Annotated in this window: 7 protein-coding genes; 1 reads left to right on the top strand and 6 read right to left on the bottom strand. The window is 57.0% G+C overall.

Features of this window, described 5'->3' with window-relative positions; translation table 11 throughout:
• Positions 1–360: 360 nt before the first annotated feature.
• The 5 genes from H6B30_RS06970 to H6B30_RS06950 all read right to left on the bottom strand — a co-directional run bounded on the left by H6B30_RS06970 (position 361) and on the right by H6B30_RS06950 (position 11,585).
• Positions 361–1,278 carry a Ppx/GppA phosphatase family protein gene (locus H6B30_RS06970; protein ID WP_205109056.1) on the bottom strand — a complete coding sequence of 306 codons (918 nt, stop codon included), beginning with the start codon at positions 1,276–1,278 and terminating at the stop codon, positions 361–363.
• A gap of 2 nt (positions 1,279–1,280) precedes the next feature.
• On the bottom strand, positions 1,281–3,353 hold the full coding sequence (locus tag H6B30_RS06965; RefSeq protein WP_205109054.1) for an RNA degradosome polyphosphate kinase: 2,073 nt from the start codon (positions 3,351–3,353) through the stop codon (positions 1,281–1,283).
• Between the two features lie 109 nt (positions 3,354–3,462).
• A complete protein-coding gene (locus H6B30_RS06960; protein ID WP_205109052.1) occupies positions 3,463–4,422 on the bottom strand; it encodes a transporter in 960 nt (319 codons plus the stop codon).
• A gap of 1,548 nt (positions 4,423–5,970) precedes the next feature.
• A complete protein-coding gene (locus H6B30_RS06955; RefSeq protein ID WP_205109051.1) occupies positions 5,971–8,853 on the bottom strand; it encodes a glycoside hydrolase family 2 protein in 2,883 nt (960 codons plus the stop codon).
• Positions 8,854–9,011: 158 nt separating this feature from the next.
• Complete coding sequence (locus tag H6B30_RS06950; RefSeq protein ID WP_205109049.1) at positions 9,012–11,585, bottom strand: rhamnogalacturonan lyase family protein; 2,574 nt, start codon at positions 11,583–11,585, stop codon at positions 9,012–9,014.
• Positions 11,586–11,845: 260 nt separating this feature from the next.
• On the opposite strand from H6B30_RS06950, the gene H6B30_RS06945 reads away from it, so the two are divergent.
• The gene (locus tag H6B30_RS06945) at positions 11,846–14,227 is read left to right on the top strand and encodes a C10 family peptidase (protein ID WP_205109048.1); all 2,382 of its coding nucleotides are present in this window, start codon (positions 11,846–11,848) and stop codon (positions 14,225–14,227) included.
• Between the two features lie 304 nt (positions 14,228–14,531).
• On the opposite strand, the gene H6B30_RS06940 is transcribed toward H6B30_RS06945, so the two are convergent.
• Positions 14,532–16,598, bottom strand: coding sequence for a TonB-dependent receptor plug domain-containing protein (locus H6B30_RS06940; protein ID WP_205109046.1), 2,067 nt, complete (start codon positions 16,596–16,598; stop codon positions 14,532–14,534).
• Positions 16,599–16,751 lie beyond the last annotated feature (153 nt).

Genomic DNA, 16,751 nt, shown 5'->3' with positions numbered 1-16,751 from the left:
AACGTAAAAAAGGAGAAAAACGGACGGTCGGGCTACAGCCCAACCTCTAAAAAACAACCATATTGCATGGCTTAGCCACTACATTAATGCAACCTTGCCAAACAATAAAGTGCAGCCTCAAGGCACAGCTGAGGCAATCTGCCCATGGGCCATAACACCTACTGCCACGGTATGGCAACTTATGGAAAAGTGACAGAAAAAGACAGGTGAATGCCCCGGGATTACAACGTCTACGTCGCCGAACAGCCGGGCACGCAGTGGCTGGATGGCACAATAGTGAAGCCACCGCACAAACACAAAGCCGGAGGCAACGGTCTGCGGCCCGTGCCTCCGGCAACAATTCCTACCGAAAATCCGCCCTCATGCCTTGATGGGCGAGTCTTTCAGTTTCTTGTAAAGCCCGTCGATGATGCAATCGGCCAGCGATATGTTGGGCACATGTATCTGCTGGCACCCCAGCGCGTCGGCCACGGTGAGAAACAGCTCTGCCGCCGGTATTATCACGTCGGCCCTGTCGGGCTTGAGCGAATAGCGGTCGATGCGCTCGCGGTAAGTCATTCCCTTCATCTCGTCGTACACCTTGCGCAATCCGTCAACCGGCAGCGTGTCCTTCGACTTCTTGCCCTTGCCGCTGTCGTACAGCCTGCACAGCTTGTTGATGTTGCCCCCGGAGCCTATGATGGAGATGTCTTTATAGTCGGCGGCATATGCAGCCAGCTCTTCTTTCATCTTCTCCACCTCGCCCTCTTCTACGGCCCCGCCGAGGATGCGCAGCGTGCCGAGGTTGTAAGAGCAGCTGCCCACGATGCGCCCGTCGCTAATCATCGAAATCTCGGTGCTGCCTCCGCCCACATCCATATAGGCATAATTGCCCTTGCGCGCATATCCGCTCTCTACAGAATTGTCGCAAAGCAGGCGTGCCTCCTCGCTTCCGGGGATAATCTCGATGTTGATGCCCGTCTCCTTGCGTATCTTTTTCAGAATCTTCTGACCGTTGGCAGCGTCGCGCATTGCCGACGTGGCACATGCCCTGTACTCCACCACCCGGTATAGCTTCATGAGCTGCTTGTAGCTTTTTATCATGCACATCATCATGCGCTCGCGCTCGGGAGATATCTCACCGATGGTAAACACATCCTTGCCCAGCCGCAACGGTATACGGAGGAACAGCACCTTGTTGAACTCATAGTTGCCCCCTGCGTCCTCAATCACGTTCTTGATGAGCAGGCGCGCCCCGTTAGACCCAATGTCGATGGCTGCGAAATTGCTGTTTTCCATAATCAGTTCCTTATGTTGTTGTATTCTTGAGATTCCTTGAGATAGTCGACATACAGGTGCTCCTGCGAGCGGAAGGGCTCGCCCTGCTGCATTTCGTTCTTGCCGAAACCGTCGACAATGCGCCCGTTGGTGGTATCGCGCAAGCCGTAATCCACAGTCCGCGCCAGGTCGCGCTGCAAGTCCTCGTCGTAGACCGGTGTAAGCACCTCAACACGGTTGACGAGGTTGCGCGGCATCCAGTCGGCGCTGCCCATGTAATACCGTGGCGTCCCGCCATTGGCAAAAATCAGTATCCGCGAGTGTTCGAGGTAGCGGTCGATGATGCCCACCACGTGCATGTTGTCGACATTCGACGGCATGAGAGAACAGTTGCCGCGCAAAACGATGTCAATCTTCACCCCGGCCGCTGCGGCGTCGTAGAGCCGCTCCACCACATCCTCGTCGGTGATGTGGTTTATCTTCATGCGTATCCAGGCATCGATGCCGGCCTTCGCGTTTTTTATCTCGTTGTCAATGAGCCTCAGTATGCGCGGTTTCATGTCGTTTGGCGACACGAGGAGCTCTCGGAACCTGACGGGCTTGAATGGCTTGCGGATGAACTCGAACACCTTTTTCACCTCACGCACAAGCGTGGGCCTGGCCGTCATGACCATATAGTCGGTATATATCTTGGCGTTGCCCTCGTGGAAGTTGCCCGTGCCGATGCACGCAATGTCGCCGCCCTTGCAATTTATGTAAACGAGCTTGGAGTGAACCTTGAGCCCTTCGACGCCGAACACCACCTCGATGCCGGCTTCCTGCATGCGCTTGCTCCACTTGATGTTGCTCTCCTCGTCGAAACGGGCCAGCAACTCGATGACCACGGTGACCTTCTTGCCGTTGCGCGCCGCACAGATGAGGGTGTTGACAACCTTCGAATCCTTGGCCAGTCGGTAAAGCGTGGCCTGTATCTCGCGCACGTCGGGGTTGAGCGCAGCCTCGCGCAGCAGTCGTATGAAACTGTTGAACGAATGGTATGGCACATGCAAGAAGCGGTCTTTGCCCCTTATGGTGTCAAGAATGCAGTCTTCGGTCTCCAGCTCGGGCTTGACAATGGGCGTCCACGACGGATAGCGCAACTCCGACTTACCGCAATCGGGAAAGCCCATCAGGTCTTTGTGGTTCTGATATCTGCCGCCGCTTACGATGGTGTCCAGCTGGTCGACGTTCAGTTTCGACATTATCTTCCGCAACAAGTCCTTGGGCATGCGCTCGTCGTAGATAACGCGTATGGGCTCGCCGCGCTTGCGGCTCTTGACGCCCTTGGCCACCTTCTGCACCACGCCGTAGCTCAGGTCGTTGTCGATGTCCATCTCGGCATCCTTGGTAAACTTGAAGGAATAGGCCTCGTAGGTGCACTTGCCGGCGCCGATGAATATCAGCGGCAGGCAGAACCGCACCACGTCGTCTATGTACATGATGTTGGCAAAGCCGTCGCTGGGCGGCAATACCACAAAGCGCCCCACCTCGCGGTCGGGAACCTTGATGAGGGCATGGGTGACCGTGGGGTTCTTCTTGTCGGCCTGCCAGCGCGAACGCTTCACGGCCAGGTATATGCTGTCGTCGTCGGTGTCGCCTATCTCCTTGATTTCGTTAAGCCACACGGGGTTTGTCGACCCGTTGAGCTTGTCAAGATAGAGCCGCCGGATGTATGTCTTCTGCTCTTCGTTGAGGTCGGTCTCATGAAGCAAGCGTATGCCGTGCTTGGCCAGGTCGTCGGTAACCACGCCCACGGTGTGCTCAAACTCCTTGTTGTATGCGGCGTTGAGGCGGTTTATTTCCTTTATCGTGGCCTTGGCCCTCACCCTGTCGGCCTTGGGTATTTTCTCCTTCGACTCGGCAATGCGGCTGAGCGATGCCACACGGACGCGGAAAAACTCGTCGAGGTTGTTTGAGTATATGCCGAGAAACGACATTCGCTCAAGCACCGGTACATTCTGTTTCTCTGCCTCCTGCAGTATTCTGCGGTTAAAGTACATCCAACTGAGGTCGCGTTCAACATAGCGACGGTCTTTGCGGCTCTTCTTGCTCTCCATATCTAAAATATATTTATCTCGTGCAAAATTATTTAACCTGTGCTACATTTCTGTTTCAGCGGCGTGAAAAATACATTACACCTCGTCCACAGCACGCCTCGCCACGGGCTCACCACTTCACCCGCCCATACTTTTCCTTATACCATATCTGCCAGGCGTTGACAAGGTTCTGCCATATCACGTAGGCACCGGGCGCCAACGCCGACAGCGGGTCGAGAAACGTGAGCGCTATCCATATTCCCACCACGGTGTTCTTCTGGCCGAGCGCCTGGCCAGCGCTCACACTGTCGCCATAGGCATGGCCCACGGCCTTGCCCATGGCAAAGAGGGCCAGGGTGACCAACAGCGGGAGCGCGAGCAGCATGACAAGCGTTGAGCCCGACACCGTGGCATGAAGGATGTTGCGCACGGTGACGCCCGTGACGATGGCCAGGTTGACGCACCAGATATAGAATGCGAGGTTGCGCACGCCGGCAATGGCCGACGTGATGCGGGGCACCAACCTGCGGCACAACAGCGCCAGCGCCAACGGTACGACCAGCACAAAGGCCACATTGCGCAGCACCATGAGCATGGCCGTGAAAAACGACACGTCGACACCGCGCTCGATGAGCGGCAGGAGCAGCGGAACGACAACAGACGTGACAACATTGTCGATGATGGTATATATGGTCATCGAGGCTATGCTGCCGCCAAGTTTCTCGGTGACAACGGCCGCGGCGGCCGCCGTAGGGCAGGCCACGCACACGAATACCCCAACGAGTACAAGCCTGACGCCCGGCACTCCGGCGCACACTATGCCGGCCACAAGGGCCAACGACAGCACGATGCGCAACAGCTGCAGCCAGAAGTGCCACGGCCGCGGGCGCAGGTCGCGCACGTCGATCTTGCAAAATGTGACGAACAGAAGCACGAAGAGCAACACCGGCAGCGCGCCCACCAACAGCGGCTCGGCATCGGCTCCTATCGGCTCCAGAAAGGAAACGCGGGAAAAGAGCAGATAAATTATAGTGCCTGCCAACAGAGACACCACCAGCGACCAACGTTTGATGAATGACAAAACGTTCATAACGATAATATTAATATATAAATGTACGCGCGCACAAACCGCTGCGACCTGAAGCGAGCCGCCATGGGCCGAAAGGCGGAGAAGGCGGCGGCTCTTGCACCGTGGCGCCCTGCGGCAACGCCGGCATGAAGCCATGGCCGCATTGCCACGCCTGACGGCCAATGGCGGTGACACCAAACAGACACCCTATCAAACCCAATTGCGCCACCACGACGGCGGCCATGAGCCCGCTGCCCTACAGCGCCGACTCACAGACGGCGGCAACATGCCACTACAGGCAGCCGTTCCGACTATATGCATCGGATATCTATTATGATGCAAATATAACCTTTCTATCGCAAACCCGCAACAAAACGGATGCTTTTTTTGGTGTTTTCCATTCATTTGTCAATCCGCCACCAACAGGCGGCACACATGGCGCCATCATGACATGCCGGGGCCGGCGGGCACGGCCGACGCCAAAGCCAACCGTCGTCGGCATGCCGCCAAAGGCCAACGGAAGCGCGGGCATACGGCAAGGACTGCCGTAAGGGCTTGCAAAACGGGCCGTTCCGCCTTGCAAAACGGCCCATGCAGCACTGCCAAACGGCACATATCGCAAGGCGGAACGGCCCGTTTTGCAACGGCAGGGCGGCCAGCCACGCAACCCGCTACAGGCCAGGCTGTTTGCCGAAGCAGGCCTGTGGGCGCCAAGACCGCACGCCACCCCGGCTGCGGAAGCAAAGCGCCCAAGGCCGAGACCACCCACAGCAGGCCACAATACAAAGCAAAAGGTGCCGCGCCTCACGACGCAACACCCTCAAAAAATCCGAATCTATTTATATCATATCGCAATATCACTGTAATTGCCTGCTTCAAGATGCGATGGGCCGCGAGCCGCATCGCAACGAGGCGACAGCCGCGGCAACACGACGCTCCGTATGGAATGCGCCCGGCCATGGACGCTGCCACGCATGCAAAGATAAATATCACATTACAATTATTGCGAGTTTAGATGCTCGAATTTCGCAGCATATCGTATATAAACCACATAATCCACAAAACAGAACCATCATTATGCCCGACAAAGGGCATAAATCACAACAGCAGGCCAGGGCAACCGGCGTTTCAGCTGAATTGTCGAGCCGTGTGCATGCCGCCCTTGGCAATCGGGCCGAAGGCTGAGGCCGCACAGAGCGGCAGGCAAAATGGCGCAAGACGGGCAAGGCGATTGGCAAGCATGTCACGCATTTCCAAACAACGGCAGGGCGGCACGACGGCCCGCCGCTTGCAAAAGCAACTGGCATGCTGCCACGCGCAAGCACTACAATTGCCAGATATGCATGCCGCATATACATCCGCCACCATACTAAAAAAGGCCCCGGCACGGCAGGGCAACGACGCCCCCATCTTGCATGCTTACAAGGCAAGGCAGCAACATCATGCCGGCGGCGGCCATGCAAAGCATGCTGCCAGACGCATTCCTTGTGGCCTGCATCTACCGATGCACATGAAAAAGCCGGCCCCGTGGCTTCTATGTTTTCAAGCCACGGGGCCGGCAAATGCTTATCAAAGATTTTTCAAGAATTCAATCTCGACAATCTTAAGCGAGTTTTTGCCTTTCACGGCCTTGTCGTTGTTCCGGGCGTCAAGTTCCTGCACGGCGCCGAAAGCATCCTTTGTGGTGCTGGCCCCACGCGAACGTATAGTGATGGTGTTGGTCTTCGGGGCATTCTTCAGCGGTATGTGTATGTAGCTCAGCGCCTTGGGCGTCCATCCCTCCCACACGAGCGAGTCGCCCGCATAGACAGCTATCGGGTATGTAGTAGAGCGGAAGCCCTTCATCTTCACACAAATGTCGTCTATCTGCGTGTTCTCGGCCAGCGTGTATGTCACCCAGGCAGAGTCGAGGCGGTTGCTGCTCTCCCACGACGTGTTCTCAAACGTGTCGAAGCTCAGGCGCACGTCGTTGCCGCTGCCGGCCTTGGCCGACACTATCTGCACCCCGCGGCGCCACTGGCTGAACGACGGTTCGTCGGGCGTCTCGCCTCGGTCGAGCACAGGCTTAAGCCCGTCGGAGGGCAGCCACCTGGACAGTCCGTCGGCCACTTCGACAGCAGACGTGCGCAGTGTTATCGTGGCTGGGGCCATGCCTTCGGCCTTGGCCGTAAGCTTCACCGTCCCGGCCTTGGCGAGCGAGCGCAACATTACACGGTTGACGCCGCACTCAACGGGCAGGGTGTCGCAGAGCACATGGTTGTCCTTGCCCTTGGCCACACCTCCGCGCCACTCGGCCGGGCCGTCGAGCTCAAACTTTATCAGGCTGTTGTCGAGCGGGCAACGGCGCCCCTGCTTGTCGACCACCTCGACCTGGACGAGCGCAACGTCGGCCCCGTCGGCCTTCCAGCCCGTGGGGTTCTCGATGGCAGTGAGCTTAATGTGGTCGGCAGGGCCCGATGTCTCGAGCGAATACGACGACACTTGGCGCCCCTGCCTGTCCATGCCGATGGCCGTCAGCCTGTCGGCGGCATACTTCAAGTCGTTGAACACATAGAGGAACCTATATTTGTGCTCCGTTGGGGCTATGCGCTGCCCACCCTGCTCGAGCACCACGCTGTCGGCATTCGACACCACATAGACAGTGGGTATCACCTCGCCGGGCTTGTAGTTCCAATGGCCCACGATGTAAGTGCGCGGCTTTAGGTCGTCTACCCATCCGTCCCACATCACCTGGTGGGCAAAGAAAGCATCCTTGGGCACCCTCATCGGGTCGACAACACCGCTCACCCTGTAGTTGTCGGCCGAACGCCCGTGGGTCTGGGTGTCGCTGAACACAATCTTTGCGCCGCCCGAATTGACCTTTGTGCCCGAGCCCGGCCGCTCCAGCCAATACTCATACCAGCGTGCAACAAGCTCGCGGGCAAACTCATCGTTGTTGTGGTTGTAAGCGTCGGCAGGGGCGTTGCGGTAGAGCGGGCCGTCGCCCTCTTTGTGGAAAGGATACGACCATGAGTTCCAATACCAGCGCAACGCCTCGTCGCGGCAGTACTCCATCATCCACATCGGCTTTGTGTCGCTCTTGTTGACATACAGCATCTCGCCGCCATACTCGGCCTCGGGACGGTCGAGCATCTCGCGGCTGCCTATGGCGCGCCCGCCGTTGGGGTCGTACTGGTCGCGTATGGCTTTCATCGAAATCATGTGGTCTTTCGATATCTTCTGGTTTCCACACTCATAGAAAAGTATGCTTGGATTGTTGCGGTTGTAGATGATGGCGTCGCGCATCAGCTCCTCGCGCTGCTCCCAACGGCGGCCTTCAACGTCGCGCTCGGCGTCGCCGGCCGGCATGGCCTGTATCAGGCCCACCCTGTCGCACGACTCCACGTCTTGCTTCCACGGCGTGATGTGCATCCAGCGCACAAGGTTTCCGCCGCTCTTCACCATCAGGTCGTTGGAGTAATCGCTCAGCCATGCCGGCACAGACATGCCCACCCCGGGCCACTCGTTGCTTGTGCGCTGCGCATAACCGTGCAGCATTATGACCCGGTCGTTGAGATAAACCATGCCGTTTTTGAACTCGGCCTTGCGGAATCCCGTGCGTGTTACCACCTCGTCGGCCCCAACAGTTGTCTTGACATCGTAAAGGTAGCCATATCCCCAGCTCCAGAAATGCAGGTTGTAAGCCCTGCACTGGGCTTTCAGTATGGCTGTGCCGTGGGCCGGAATGGTCACCTCCTCGCTGGCAAAGCCGCAAACCTCGGCTCCGTCAAGCTCGTTGACAGCCACTTCGAGGCGGCGCGTCACAGGCCGGTCGGTCTCGTTTTTCACCTCGCTCTCAACGCAGATGGTTGCCTGCCGGCCCTTTATGTCGTAGTCTTTGGCATAGATGTACACGCCGGTGGTCTTCAGGTTGCTGTAGAGCGGCAGCGTCTGGTAGACGTCGTCAACCACATGAAGCCTCACATTCTTGGTAAGTCCGCCGTAATTGGAGTTGAAGTTGTTGTTGTTCCATTGGAATGTTGAGTTCGTAGACCGCTCGTGGTAGCGCCAGTCGTTGTCCGTTCGGACCTCAATCTCGTTCTTCCCCTTCTTTAAATAAGGCGTAAGGTCGAAGCCAAAGGCCATCACCCCGTTTTCATGGAGCCCCACCCGCTCACCGTTGAGGAACACCTCGGCGGCCTGGCGGGCGCCCTCAAACTCAATGAAGACACGCTTGCCCTCGGCGCTCTCGGGCATGCGGAACGTCTTACGGTACCATATCACCGAGTCACTCATTTGGTTGATGTACACCTTGAAGGCCTCGTCTTCATTCCACGCATGCGGAAGGGTGACGAGATTTTTCTGCTTTTCGATTCTCCAGCCGGAGTTGAAGTTGTATGTATCGCGCGCCTCGACATTCATAGCCAGCGCGATACCCCCGACAATAAACAGGTTCCTAAAAAATATTCCCATATTACTTATATAGTTTGCTTTGTGTATCTGAGTCCCAGTCAAAGCTGCTGTGAGCCAAGGGAACGCTCCCGAGTGCAGCTTATCTTCGGCAAAGATACGACAAAACCACCATAAGCAATATGGGAATATCGTACGATTATCGTGTCAAACGTCCATTTTTAGCGCTTGATGAGCTTCTTGACATAGCGTCCGCTTGCAGATTCCACGCGCAGCACATATATGCCCTCGCGGAGGTTTCCGAGGCCGTCGACAGTCAGCCTTGAGCTGCCTGCCACACCATACTGCCTGCCGAACACTTGGGCACCGGCCGCATTATAGATGCTTACAGCCACGTCTTGCTGTCCGCTGACATTGACGTCGATTGCAATCTGGTCTGCAAAGACACCGCCAGCCACTCTTGCCCATCCGCCATCGCCGGCAGTCGAGGCATCCACTATGCCCGAGGGGTCAACGCAGTTGATGCGGATGGTATCATACTTGGTGGAATTGTCGACGACGTTGGCACCGCTCTTTATCACAAACTCATACAGGCCTTCCATCGTAGGCGTGCCCGACAAGGTGAATGTCTTTGTTGTATAGGTGTTGCGAACAAACTTGAATCCCTCCGGCGCGGTCTTTGTCTCGGTACCGTCGGGTGCAATGCAGTTGTAGAGCGAAGGCGCGTTGCTGTTCACCCACCTGCATTCAATGTCCTTGATGGGCTCGCCCAAGGCGACGGTCTGCTCAAACCCACCCTCGCCCAAGACGGCGTAACGGGTAGAGAAATAGTCGGGCAGGTAATAGCCGAGGTGAGGAGGCTGGTTGTAGGCCACATTCTGCCATGCCACTCCGAGGCGGTAGACATGGTCGTGCATCAGCGTCGGCACACGGAAGTCTGTCGGTACGTTAGTCGTAAACACATTGAGGTGGGCAGCGTCGCTGCCATCCCAGAATATCAACTCTTCGCGCCAGTCGCCGAGGATGTCGGCCTGGAGGTTCGGGGTGTTCTTCGTTCCATTGCAGGTCGACGAGTTTGCTATGTCATAGAAGTTCTTGCCGCTGATGGGATAAATGCGTTCAGTGCCGTCGCCAATCCATTTGTCCATCTTGTTTCCGTCAAGAATCTCGTCATCCAGGTCGCCGTCCCAGTATGTACGGAAGTTGACCGTCGTCGACTTCGTGCTCACCACGCTTCCGTCGACGGCACTGCGTATGCTCCGGTCATTCGACGACCAGAACTCAAATCCCCTGCTGTTCAAGTCGATGTCGGCGGCAAGGCCACGGCCGTTGTCACCGCTTCCCTTCGAATAATGAAGTATCTCGCCCGTTGCGGCATCGTGGATGTTCCACCCGTAAGGCGAACTTTCATGCACGGTGAACACCTCCAGGCCCGGACGGTCGGGCATCAGGTCGCTCAGGTGCATGGCGTCGCCATGTCCGTAGCCCGTGGCATAGAGTTGCTTTCCGTCCTGGTCGATGGCACATCCGCCCCAAACAATCTCATCACACCCGTCACCGTCGACGTCGCCCGCCGAGAGGTTGTGGTTGCCATTGCCGTATGCCGTATAGCTGCCTGTGCCACTCGTGCTCCTGCCGGGCATCTGGGTAAAGTCGTCTGCGTCGGGATATGTCACCGTGTACTTGGTCTTCGACTTGGCCGAATGCAGCCACTTGGTGGTTATCTCCTTGCCGTCGAAGCCCACGGCCCATAGGAAGGCAAACGTATAGTAGCCTCTAACGAACACCGCCGAGGGATTCTTGTCGGGGCCGTCGAGATAGGCCACCGTTGCCAGGTAGCGCTCACCGCGGTTGCCATACTCCTTGTCTTCCTTGCCGCTACGGTCGTCCCAGTTTACAGTCCATCCGGGAGCGCCGCCATAGCCCATGGCCCTGTTCGGGTTGTAGAACACGGTGTGCATGGCCTTGCCGGTCTCTCCGTCGAACACCGTGAGGTATTCCTGGCCCCCGGTCACCTTCCCGCTGCTGTTGCGCCAGTCCTTCTCGTTGTCGGCCGACAGTATGTCGGGGTCTGTTGCCACCGAGTTGACATAAGCACCGGTGGCGTCCTTGCTTCCCGTAGCTGTCTTGCACATCATCTCGGCCTTGCCGTCGCCGTCGAAATCGTAAACAAGGAACTGGGTGTAATGGGCCCCGGCGCGTATGTTCTGGCCGAGGTCGACGCGCCACAGCTTGGTACCGTCGAGCTTGTAGCAGTCGATGAGCACATTGCCCGTATATCCCGACTGCGAGTTATCCTTCGAGTTTGACGGGTCCCACTTAAGTATTATCTCGTATTCTCCGTCACCATCCACGTCGCCGACGCTGCAGTCGTTGGGCGAATAGGAATAAGCGCTGCCCTTGACGTTGCCGTCGGCAGGCTTGTCGAGGGGTATCTGCATGTATAGGTTCGACCAGCCTGTCACCGGCTCGGAGCGGTCTACCTCAACGCCATTGTGCTTGGCGACCACCTGGTACTCACTTGACGTAAAGCCGTTGACGTCTACATAGTTGGTCTTGTCCACTATGTCTTTCTTCACAACCACCCCATCGCGCAGAAGGTCGAAGGTGGTCAGGTCGTCGTCGGTGCCGAACATACGCCAGCTGACGAACATACCGTTGCCCGAAGATGCAGGCACAGCCACCACGCCACGGGTCAGATGCTCCATCCGACTGACAGGCGTATTCTGCGCATCTGACACTGTTGCCGTTGCCGACAGCAATGCGGCAACTGCATAAGATGTAAATTTGCTCATATCTGGAAATTTTGTTTGTTGTTAGTTATTGGCTTCAGTTTGTCATTGCAAACTTACGCATAAAATTTGAAAAGACAGGCAAAATTAGTCAAAATGCAACATACTTTAACTCTGTACAGGAGTTCATTGCTTATAACAAACCGTTAACCATAGTTAAACAAACACCAAAACACCAAACAATCGCTTAAATTCCTTAACTTTGCAAAGTATCGGATTATGCATAAAATATCACAGAAAGCCAAATTCAAACATAAAAACGTATGAGAAAATCACTATTGATCATTGCCCTAACCTTACTGGCAAACGCAGCATGGGCAGGACAGATAACAACTGAGCAGGCGAAAACCATCGCCAGCAAGTTCTTCAACAGCAACGCAGGAATGGCCAAAGCGCCTGCCCAGGGAGCCTCTGCCACGATAAGGCTCGCCCATACGTCAAAAGCTTACTACGCCTTCAACCGGGGCCAGAAAGACGGCTTCGTAATAGTGGCCGCCGACGACCGCGCCGCAGCCGAGGTGCTGGGCTACTCCGACGAGGGCACTTTCAGCGCCGACAACATGCCCGAAGCCATGCGCTGGTGGCTGGGCGAATATGAGCGCGAGCTCGAACACGCCGCCGGCAGCGACGCCACAAACAGCAGAGACAAGCTCAAAAGGGCCTTGCCCGTATACGATGCCATTGCACCGCTTACAAAATCGAAGTGGGACCAGAACTCTCCCTATAACTCTCTCTGCCCCACCTACTACGGGGTGAAGTGCCCCACGGGATGCGCCGCCACCGCCCTGTCACAGATAATGTATTACCACAAGTGGCCGCAGACCGGCAAAGGATACCATGCCTACGCCTGGTATGTCAACGGGCAGAAGGCCGGCAGTCTGTCGGCCGACTTCAGCCAGAGCACGTATGACTGGGAGTCGATGACCGACACCTACAACTCTACGAGCTCACAAGCATCGAAGAACGCCGTGGCACGCCTGATGTACGACGTCGGCGTGGCCAGCGACATGCAGTACGGGCCCTCAAGCAGCGGCGCAAGCAGCATAATCAGCCTGGTGGCATTGGAGAAATACTTCAGCTACGACCCAAGTGTCAACATGTTGTCACGCGACTACTACGGCATCGAAGAGTGGAACGAGATGCTCTACAACAGCCTCGCAAGCGGCTACCCGATATTCTATACCGGACTGACAACAAAGAACGAGGGCCACGCTTTCGTCATCGACGGATACAAAAACGGCTATTTCCACCTAAACTGGGGATGGGGAGGCGTGAGCAACGGCTACTTTCTGACAACGGCACTCGACCCCTATGAGCAGGGGACGGGAGGCGCCGCGTCGGGCTTCAACTACGGCCAGGAGGCCGCGCTGAACATAAGGCCGGCCGAGACGGGGTCTACATACGAGCCGCTTATGTACTGCACGGGCAGGTTCGCTGTGTCACCCGCCAACACGGCTTCGTGGGCCACGGTGACCTTCAGCGGCGGATTCTACAACTACACCAGCACCACCTGCAACATGACCCTTGGGATAATGGTTGAAGACGCCAACGGCAACAGCACTTTCCTCGAGGCTTACAACACTACGGTAAACTACAGCCCGGCCACTGGCTACAACGCAATGAATGTGCCAATGAGCAATTTCCCGCAGGCCGAAGGCACCTACAAGGTATACCCCGCCTACCGAGACAACGCCACTGGCACGTGGTACAAGATGCTCACAAAGATAACGCAGCGCCAATACATAGTCGCAAAGACCGAACAAGACGGGTCAATCAAATTCTCATACCCGACAGAAAGCGAGCCTGAAATAACCACGACGGCCATCAACGCCACGTCGACCCCGTATGCCGGACAGCAGTTTACGGTAGAGGCTACACTAAGCAACAGCGGCAAAGAATATGTGGGCAACATACAGCTTGCCATAGCGCCGCAGGGCTCTTTGCAGATAACCGACAAGTCGGAAATAACACTCATCGACGTGCCACAGGGCGAAAGCGTCAACCTGGAGTTTACCATGACGGCCCCGAACGCCACCGGCAACTACGACCTCTTAGTGATAACGGAATACGGAACGCCGTTGGGCGACAGTCAAACAATCAGCGTGACCGAGACGCCATCAGGCCAACCGAAGCTCACAATGGCAGCGCCGATAGCCATGGCCGACGCCGACAACGCCTCGGCCGACGACATCACGTTCACTGCCAGCATCGGGTGCACCAATGGTTTCTACGGCGGGAATCTGTATGCTTACCTGTTCCCGCAAAACAACTCGAACGGAACCACTTATTTCATAAGCAACATTTACATTGGGAAAGATGAAAAAAAGACGGTGACATTCAACGGTTCGCTGCCCAACGCCAAGGCCGGCGACAAGTTCAAGGTGCAGGTGTTCAGCCTCAACGGCCTCACACCGCTGGCCATAGGGCCTGACAGCAACAACTCGCTCACCATAACCATCGGGTCAACGTCGGGCGTAGAGACGGCCCATACCGATGTGGACACAATGCACGACATAGCCATATTCAACCTTGCCGGAACTTGCCTGAGGCGCCAAAGGGGCACAGAGGCCGACCTCTCGGGGCTCGCTCCCGGAGTATACATAGTGAAGACCGACGGCGAGGCCAAGCGTATCGTCAAGAAATGACAAAGGGGCTGCCGCGGCAGCAACTACCTACAACGGGGGGCAGGTGCCATTGGCGCCCGCCCCCCGATGCGTTCTGACATACACCCATCGGCACCGTCAACCGTCGACACGGCACCGATGGCCACGCCACCGCTACCTCGCGGCATTGGCTGCACACTCAGCGAGAGGCCAAGACCAATGCCACGCCAGCATTGTGACTGATGGGCGAAGCCGCCGACGCCGCCCCACGAAAAGGCCGGAAGGCCCCCGCATGCGCATGGAATACATGAGTGCAGGGCGCGCTTCCGGCCTGACAGTGTCACATTCACAGTTCGACAGAGGCCCCGGCCACAAACCAGAATCCTGGCTGCGGCACGTTGCCATAGTCTACGTAAGTTGTGTTCAGAAGGTTGTTGGCCTCGACATACATCTTGCAAGGCCTTACCAGCCACTCCAGCCGCGCGTCGGCCACGGCATAAGGAGAATACGACTGCTTCATACCACCGGTGTCGGTGTATATCCCCGTTCGGTCTTGCCAGCGGCAGCTAAGCCCGAGCGAGACGTTGCGCACAACGCTTACGCCAAGCGAGGCCACCAGCTTGTGGCGCAGATACTCCAGCGAATACTTGCTCTCCAGGCCGTCGGTGTTGGCCTTGTCCTGGTCGATGTAGCCATAGCTGACGGCCAACGAGTGCAACACATGCTGCGAAGGCATGAGCCGGTCGAGCCCCAGCCTGAGCGAGGCTTCCACGCCCAAGGCATTGATACGCGTGAAATTCACCGATTCCCAAGAAGCATCGGGCCCGTCGGACGTATGGCGCACCCAGTCTATCATGTTCTTGTAACGGTTGTGGTAAACCGAAGCCTCGGCCTGCACGGCCCCCGAGGCATACCTAACTCCGCCCTCAAATGCCGTCAGCTCTTCCGGCTTCAGGTACTTGTCGGCCTTGTGCCCGTCCACCGAATAATACAGCTCAGTGACCGACGGCATGCGCAACGACGTGTTGCACGAGGCAAACACCGTCAACGAGCGGCCTATGGCATAGCTGATGTCGACACCCGGATAAACCCTCATGTTCATGTCGTTCCATGAGTTCTTGGCCGCCACGAGCCCTGCCGAGACCGTCAGTCCGCGCCAAACCACATTGTGCTCAAGCATCAGGTTGACGTTTGTGCGGTTCAGCCCATACTTATAGTCACGGTCGGTGCCATGGATATGATGCGGCCTTGACAGCGGTTCGCCGAGCTTGGTGCTCACCACGTCCTCGTTGCGCAGCTCTGCCCCGACCGATGTCCGGCCCAGGGGCGAGTCGAAATATCCGCCCACGCTGACGCCGAACACGTCGGAGCGGTGATAGTTGAACGGGCTCTTGACTTCCGAGCCACGGAAATACTCGAAGCGGTCGGCGCCGTGATTCCAATATATAGAAGAACGCAAGCGGAACGCCCCGGCACGGGCCTCGGCCTGCAATGCGGTGTATGTCTTCATGGTATGTTCAAACTGGTCGTCGGAAGATACGCCGTAGAACGTGTTGGCCCCGCAGTCTTTTATGCTCATGCCGGCGTGCCAGCGCACGGCGATGCCATCGCCTGCATAGGCGCCTTGGTAAAACGCCTTGCCGCCACTGTAGTCGGCATTGAGCCCTCCCGCCTTGTTGCGGCTGTAGCCGTCGCTCCGCGTGTAGCTGCCCGAGATGCTGTTGCCGGCATTGCCGCCCGACAGAGCCAGCCTCACAGCTGCCGAGGCATAGCCATAGCTTCCGCCCTCGGCGCGCGCATAGGCCGAAGTACGCATTGGCGAAGAAGTGACGATGTTGATGGCACCCGAAAGCGACGATGTGCCGTAGACTCGGCCGGCCGGCCCTTCCAATACTTCAATGCGCTCGATTTCAGAAATATCAACAGGGAAATCGAAAGCATTGTGCCCCGTTTGCGGGTCGCAGATGTTGACGCCGTTGAGCAATATGGCTATCTGCTCGTAGTTTCCGCCCCTGATGCTCACGTCGGTCTGCGCGCCTATGGGGCCGCGCTGCCTCACGTCAACGCCGACGGCGAGCTTCAGCAAGTCGTTTACACTCTGCGCTGGCGCAGCGGCAATGTCCGCCTTTGTCAGCACACGAACCATTCTCACGGTGCGGCCGGAGGCCAGCGGCGCCCTCGTGCCGGTCACACTGACCTCGCCGAGAATCATCTCCCTGTCTGTGGCGGCCGCTATGGTGTCAGCCTTGATTGGCTTGATGCTGACACCTTTGGCCGTGGCATGGGTAAGGGTGAACGCACTCAGGGTGCTTATCACCACCTCACGCCCCAAACAAGCAAAGAGTGAATAGCCCTTGCGACCGAAACGGCGGAACACAAAGACCTCGCGCTTGTAGAAATTTGGTTTGTACATTTGATTGGTAATTAAAAATAAAATAACATGCCCGGACTTTTTGCCGGGTTTGCAAAGATAAGCAAAAAAGGCGAAACCACAGAAAGAAAATGCCGCAACATGGACACAAGGCAAGGACAACTGGAATGAGGGAGCGGCATTGCTCCCGCGGCG

Source organism: Marseilla massiliensis (assembly GCF_016899955.1).
Classification (GTDB): Bacteria; Bacteroidota; Bacteroidia; order Bacteroidales; family Bacteroidaceae; genus Prevotella; species Prevotella intestinigallinarum.
The sequence above is the reverse complement of the archived record's forward strand: the minus strand, read 5'-3'. Positions and strand labels throughout refer to the sequence as shown.

What these genes read in the sequence shown, in the direction of transcription:
- H6B30_RS06970 (WP_205109056.1), bottom strand. Translation starts at nt 1,278, where the DNA reads ATGGAAAACAGCAATTTCGCAGCCATCGACATTGGGTCTAACGGGGCG.
- H6B30_RS06965 (WP_205109054.1), bottom strand. Translation starts at nt 3,353, where the DNA reads ATGGAGAGCAAGAAGAGCCGCAAAGACCGTCGCTATGTTGAACGCGAC.
- H6B30_RS06960 (WP_205109052.1), bottom strand. Translation starts at nt 4,422, where the DNA reads ATGAACGTTTTGTCATTCATCAAACGTTGGTCGCTGGTGGTGTCTCTG.
- H6B30_RS06955 (WP_205109051.1), bottom strand. Translation starts at nt 8,853, where the DNA reads ATGGGAATATTTTTTAGGAACCTGTTTATTGTCGGGGGTATCGCGCTG.
- H6B30_RS06950 (WP_205109049.1), bottom strand. Translation starts at nt 11,585, where the DNA reads ATGAGCAAATTTACATCTTATGCAGTTGCCGCATTGCTGTCGGCAACG.
- H6B30_RS06945 (WP_205109048.1), top strand. Translation starts at nt 11,846, where the DNA reads ATGAGAAAATCACTATTGATCATTGCCCTAACCTTACTGGCAAACGCA.
- H6B30_RS06940 (WP_205109046.1), bottom strand. Translation starts at nt 16,598, where the DNA reads ATGTACAAACCAAATTTCTACAAGCGCGAGGTCTTTGTGTTCCGCCGT.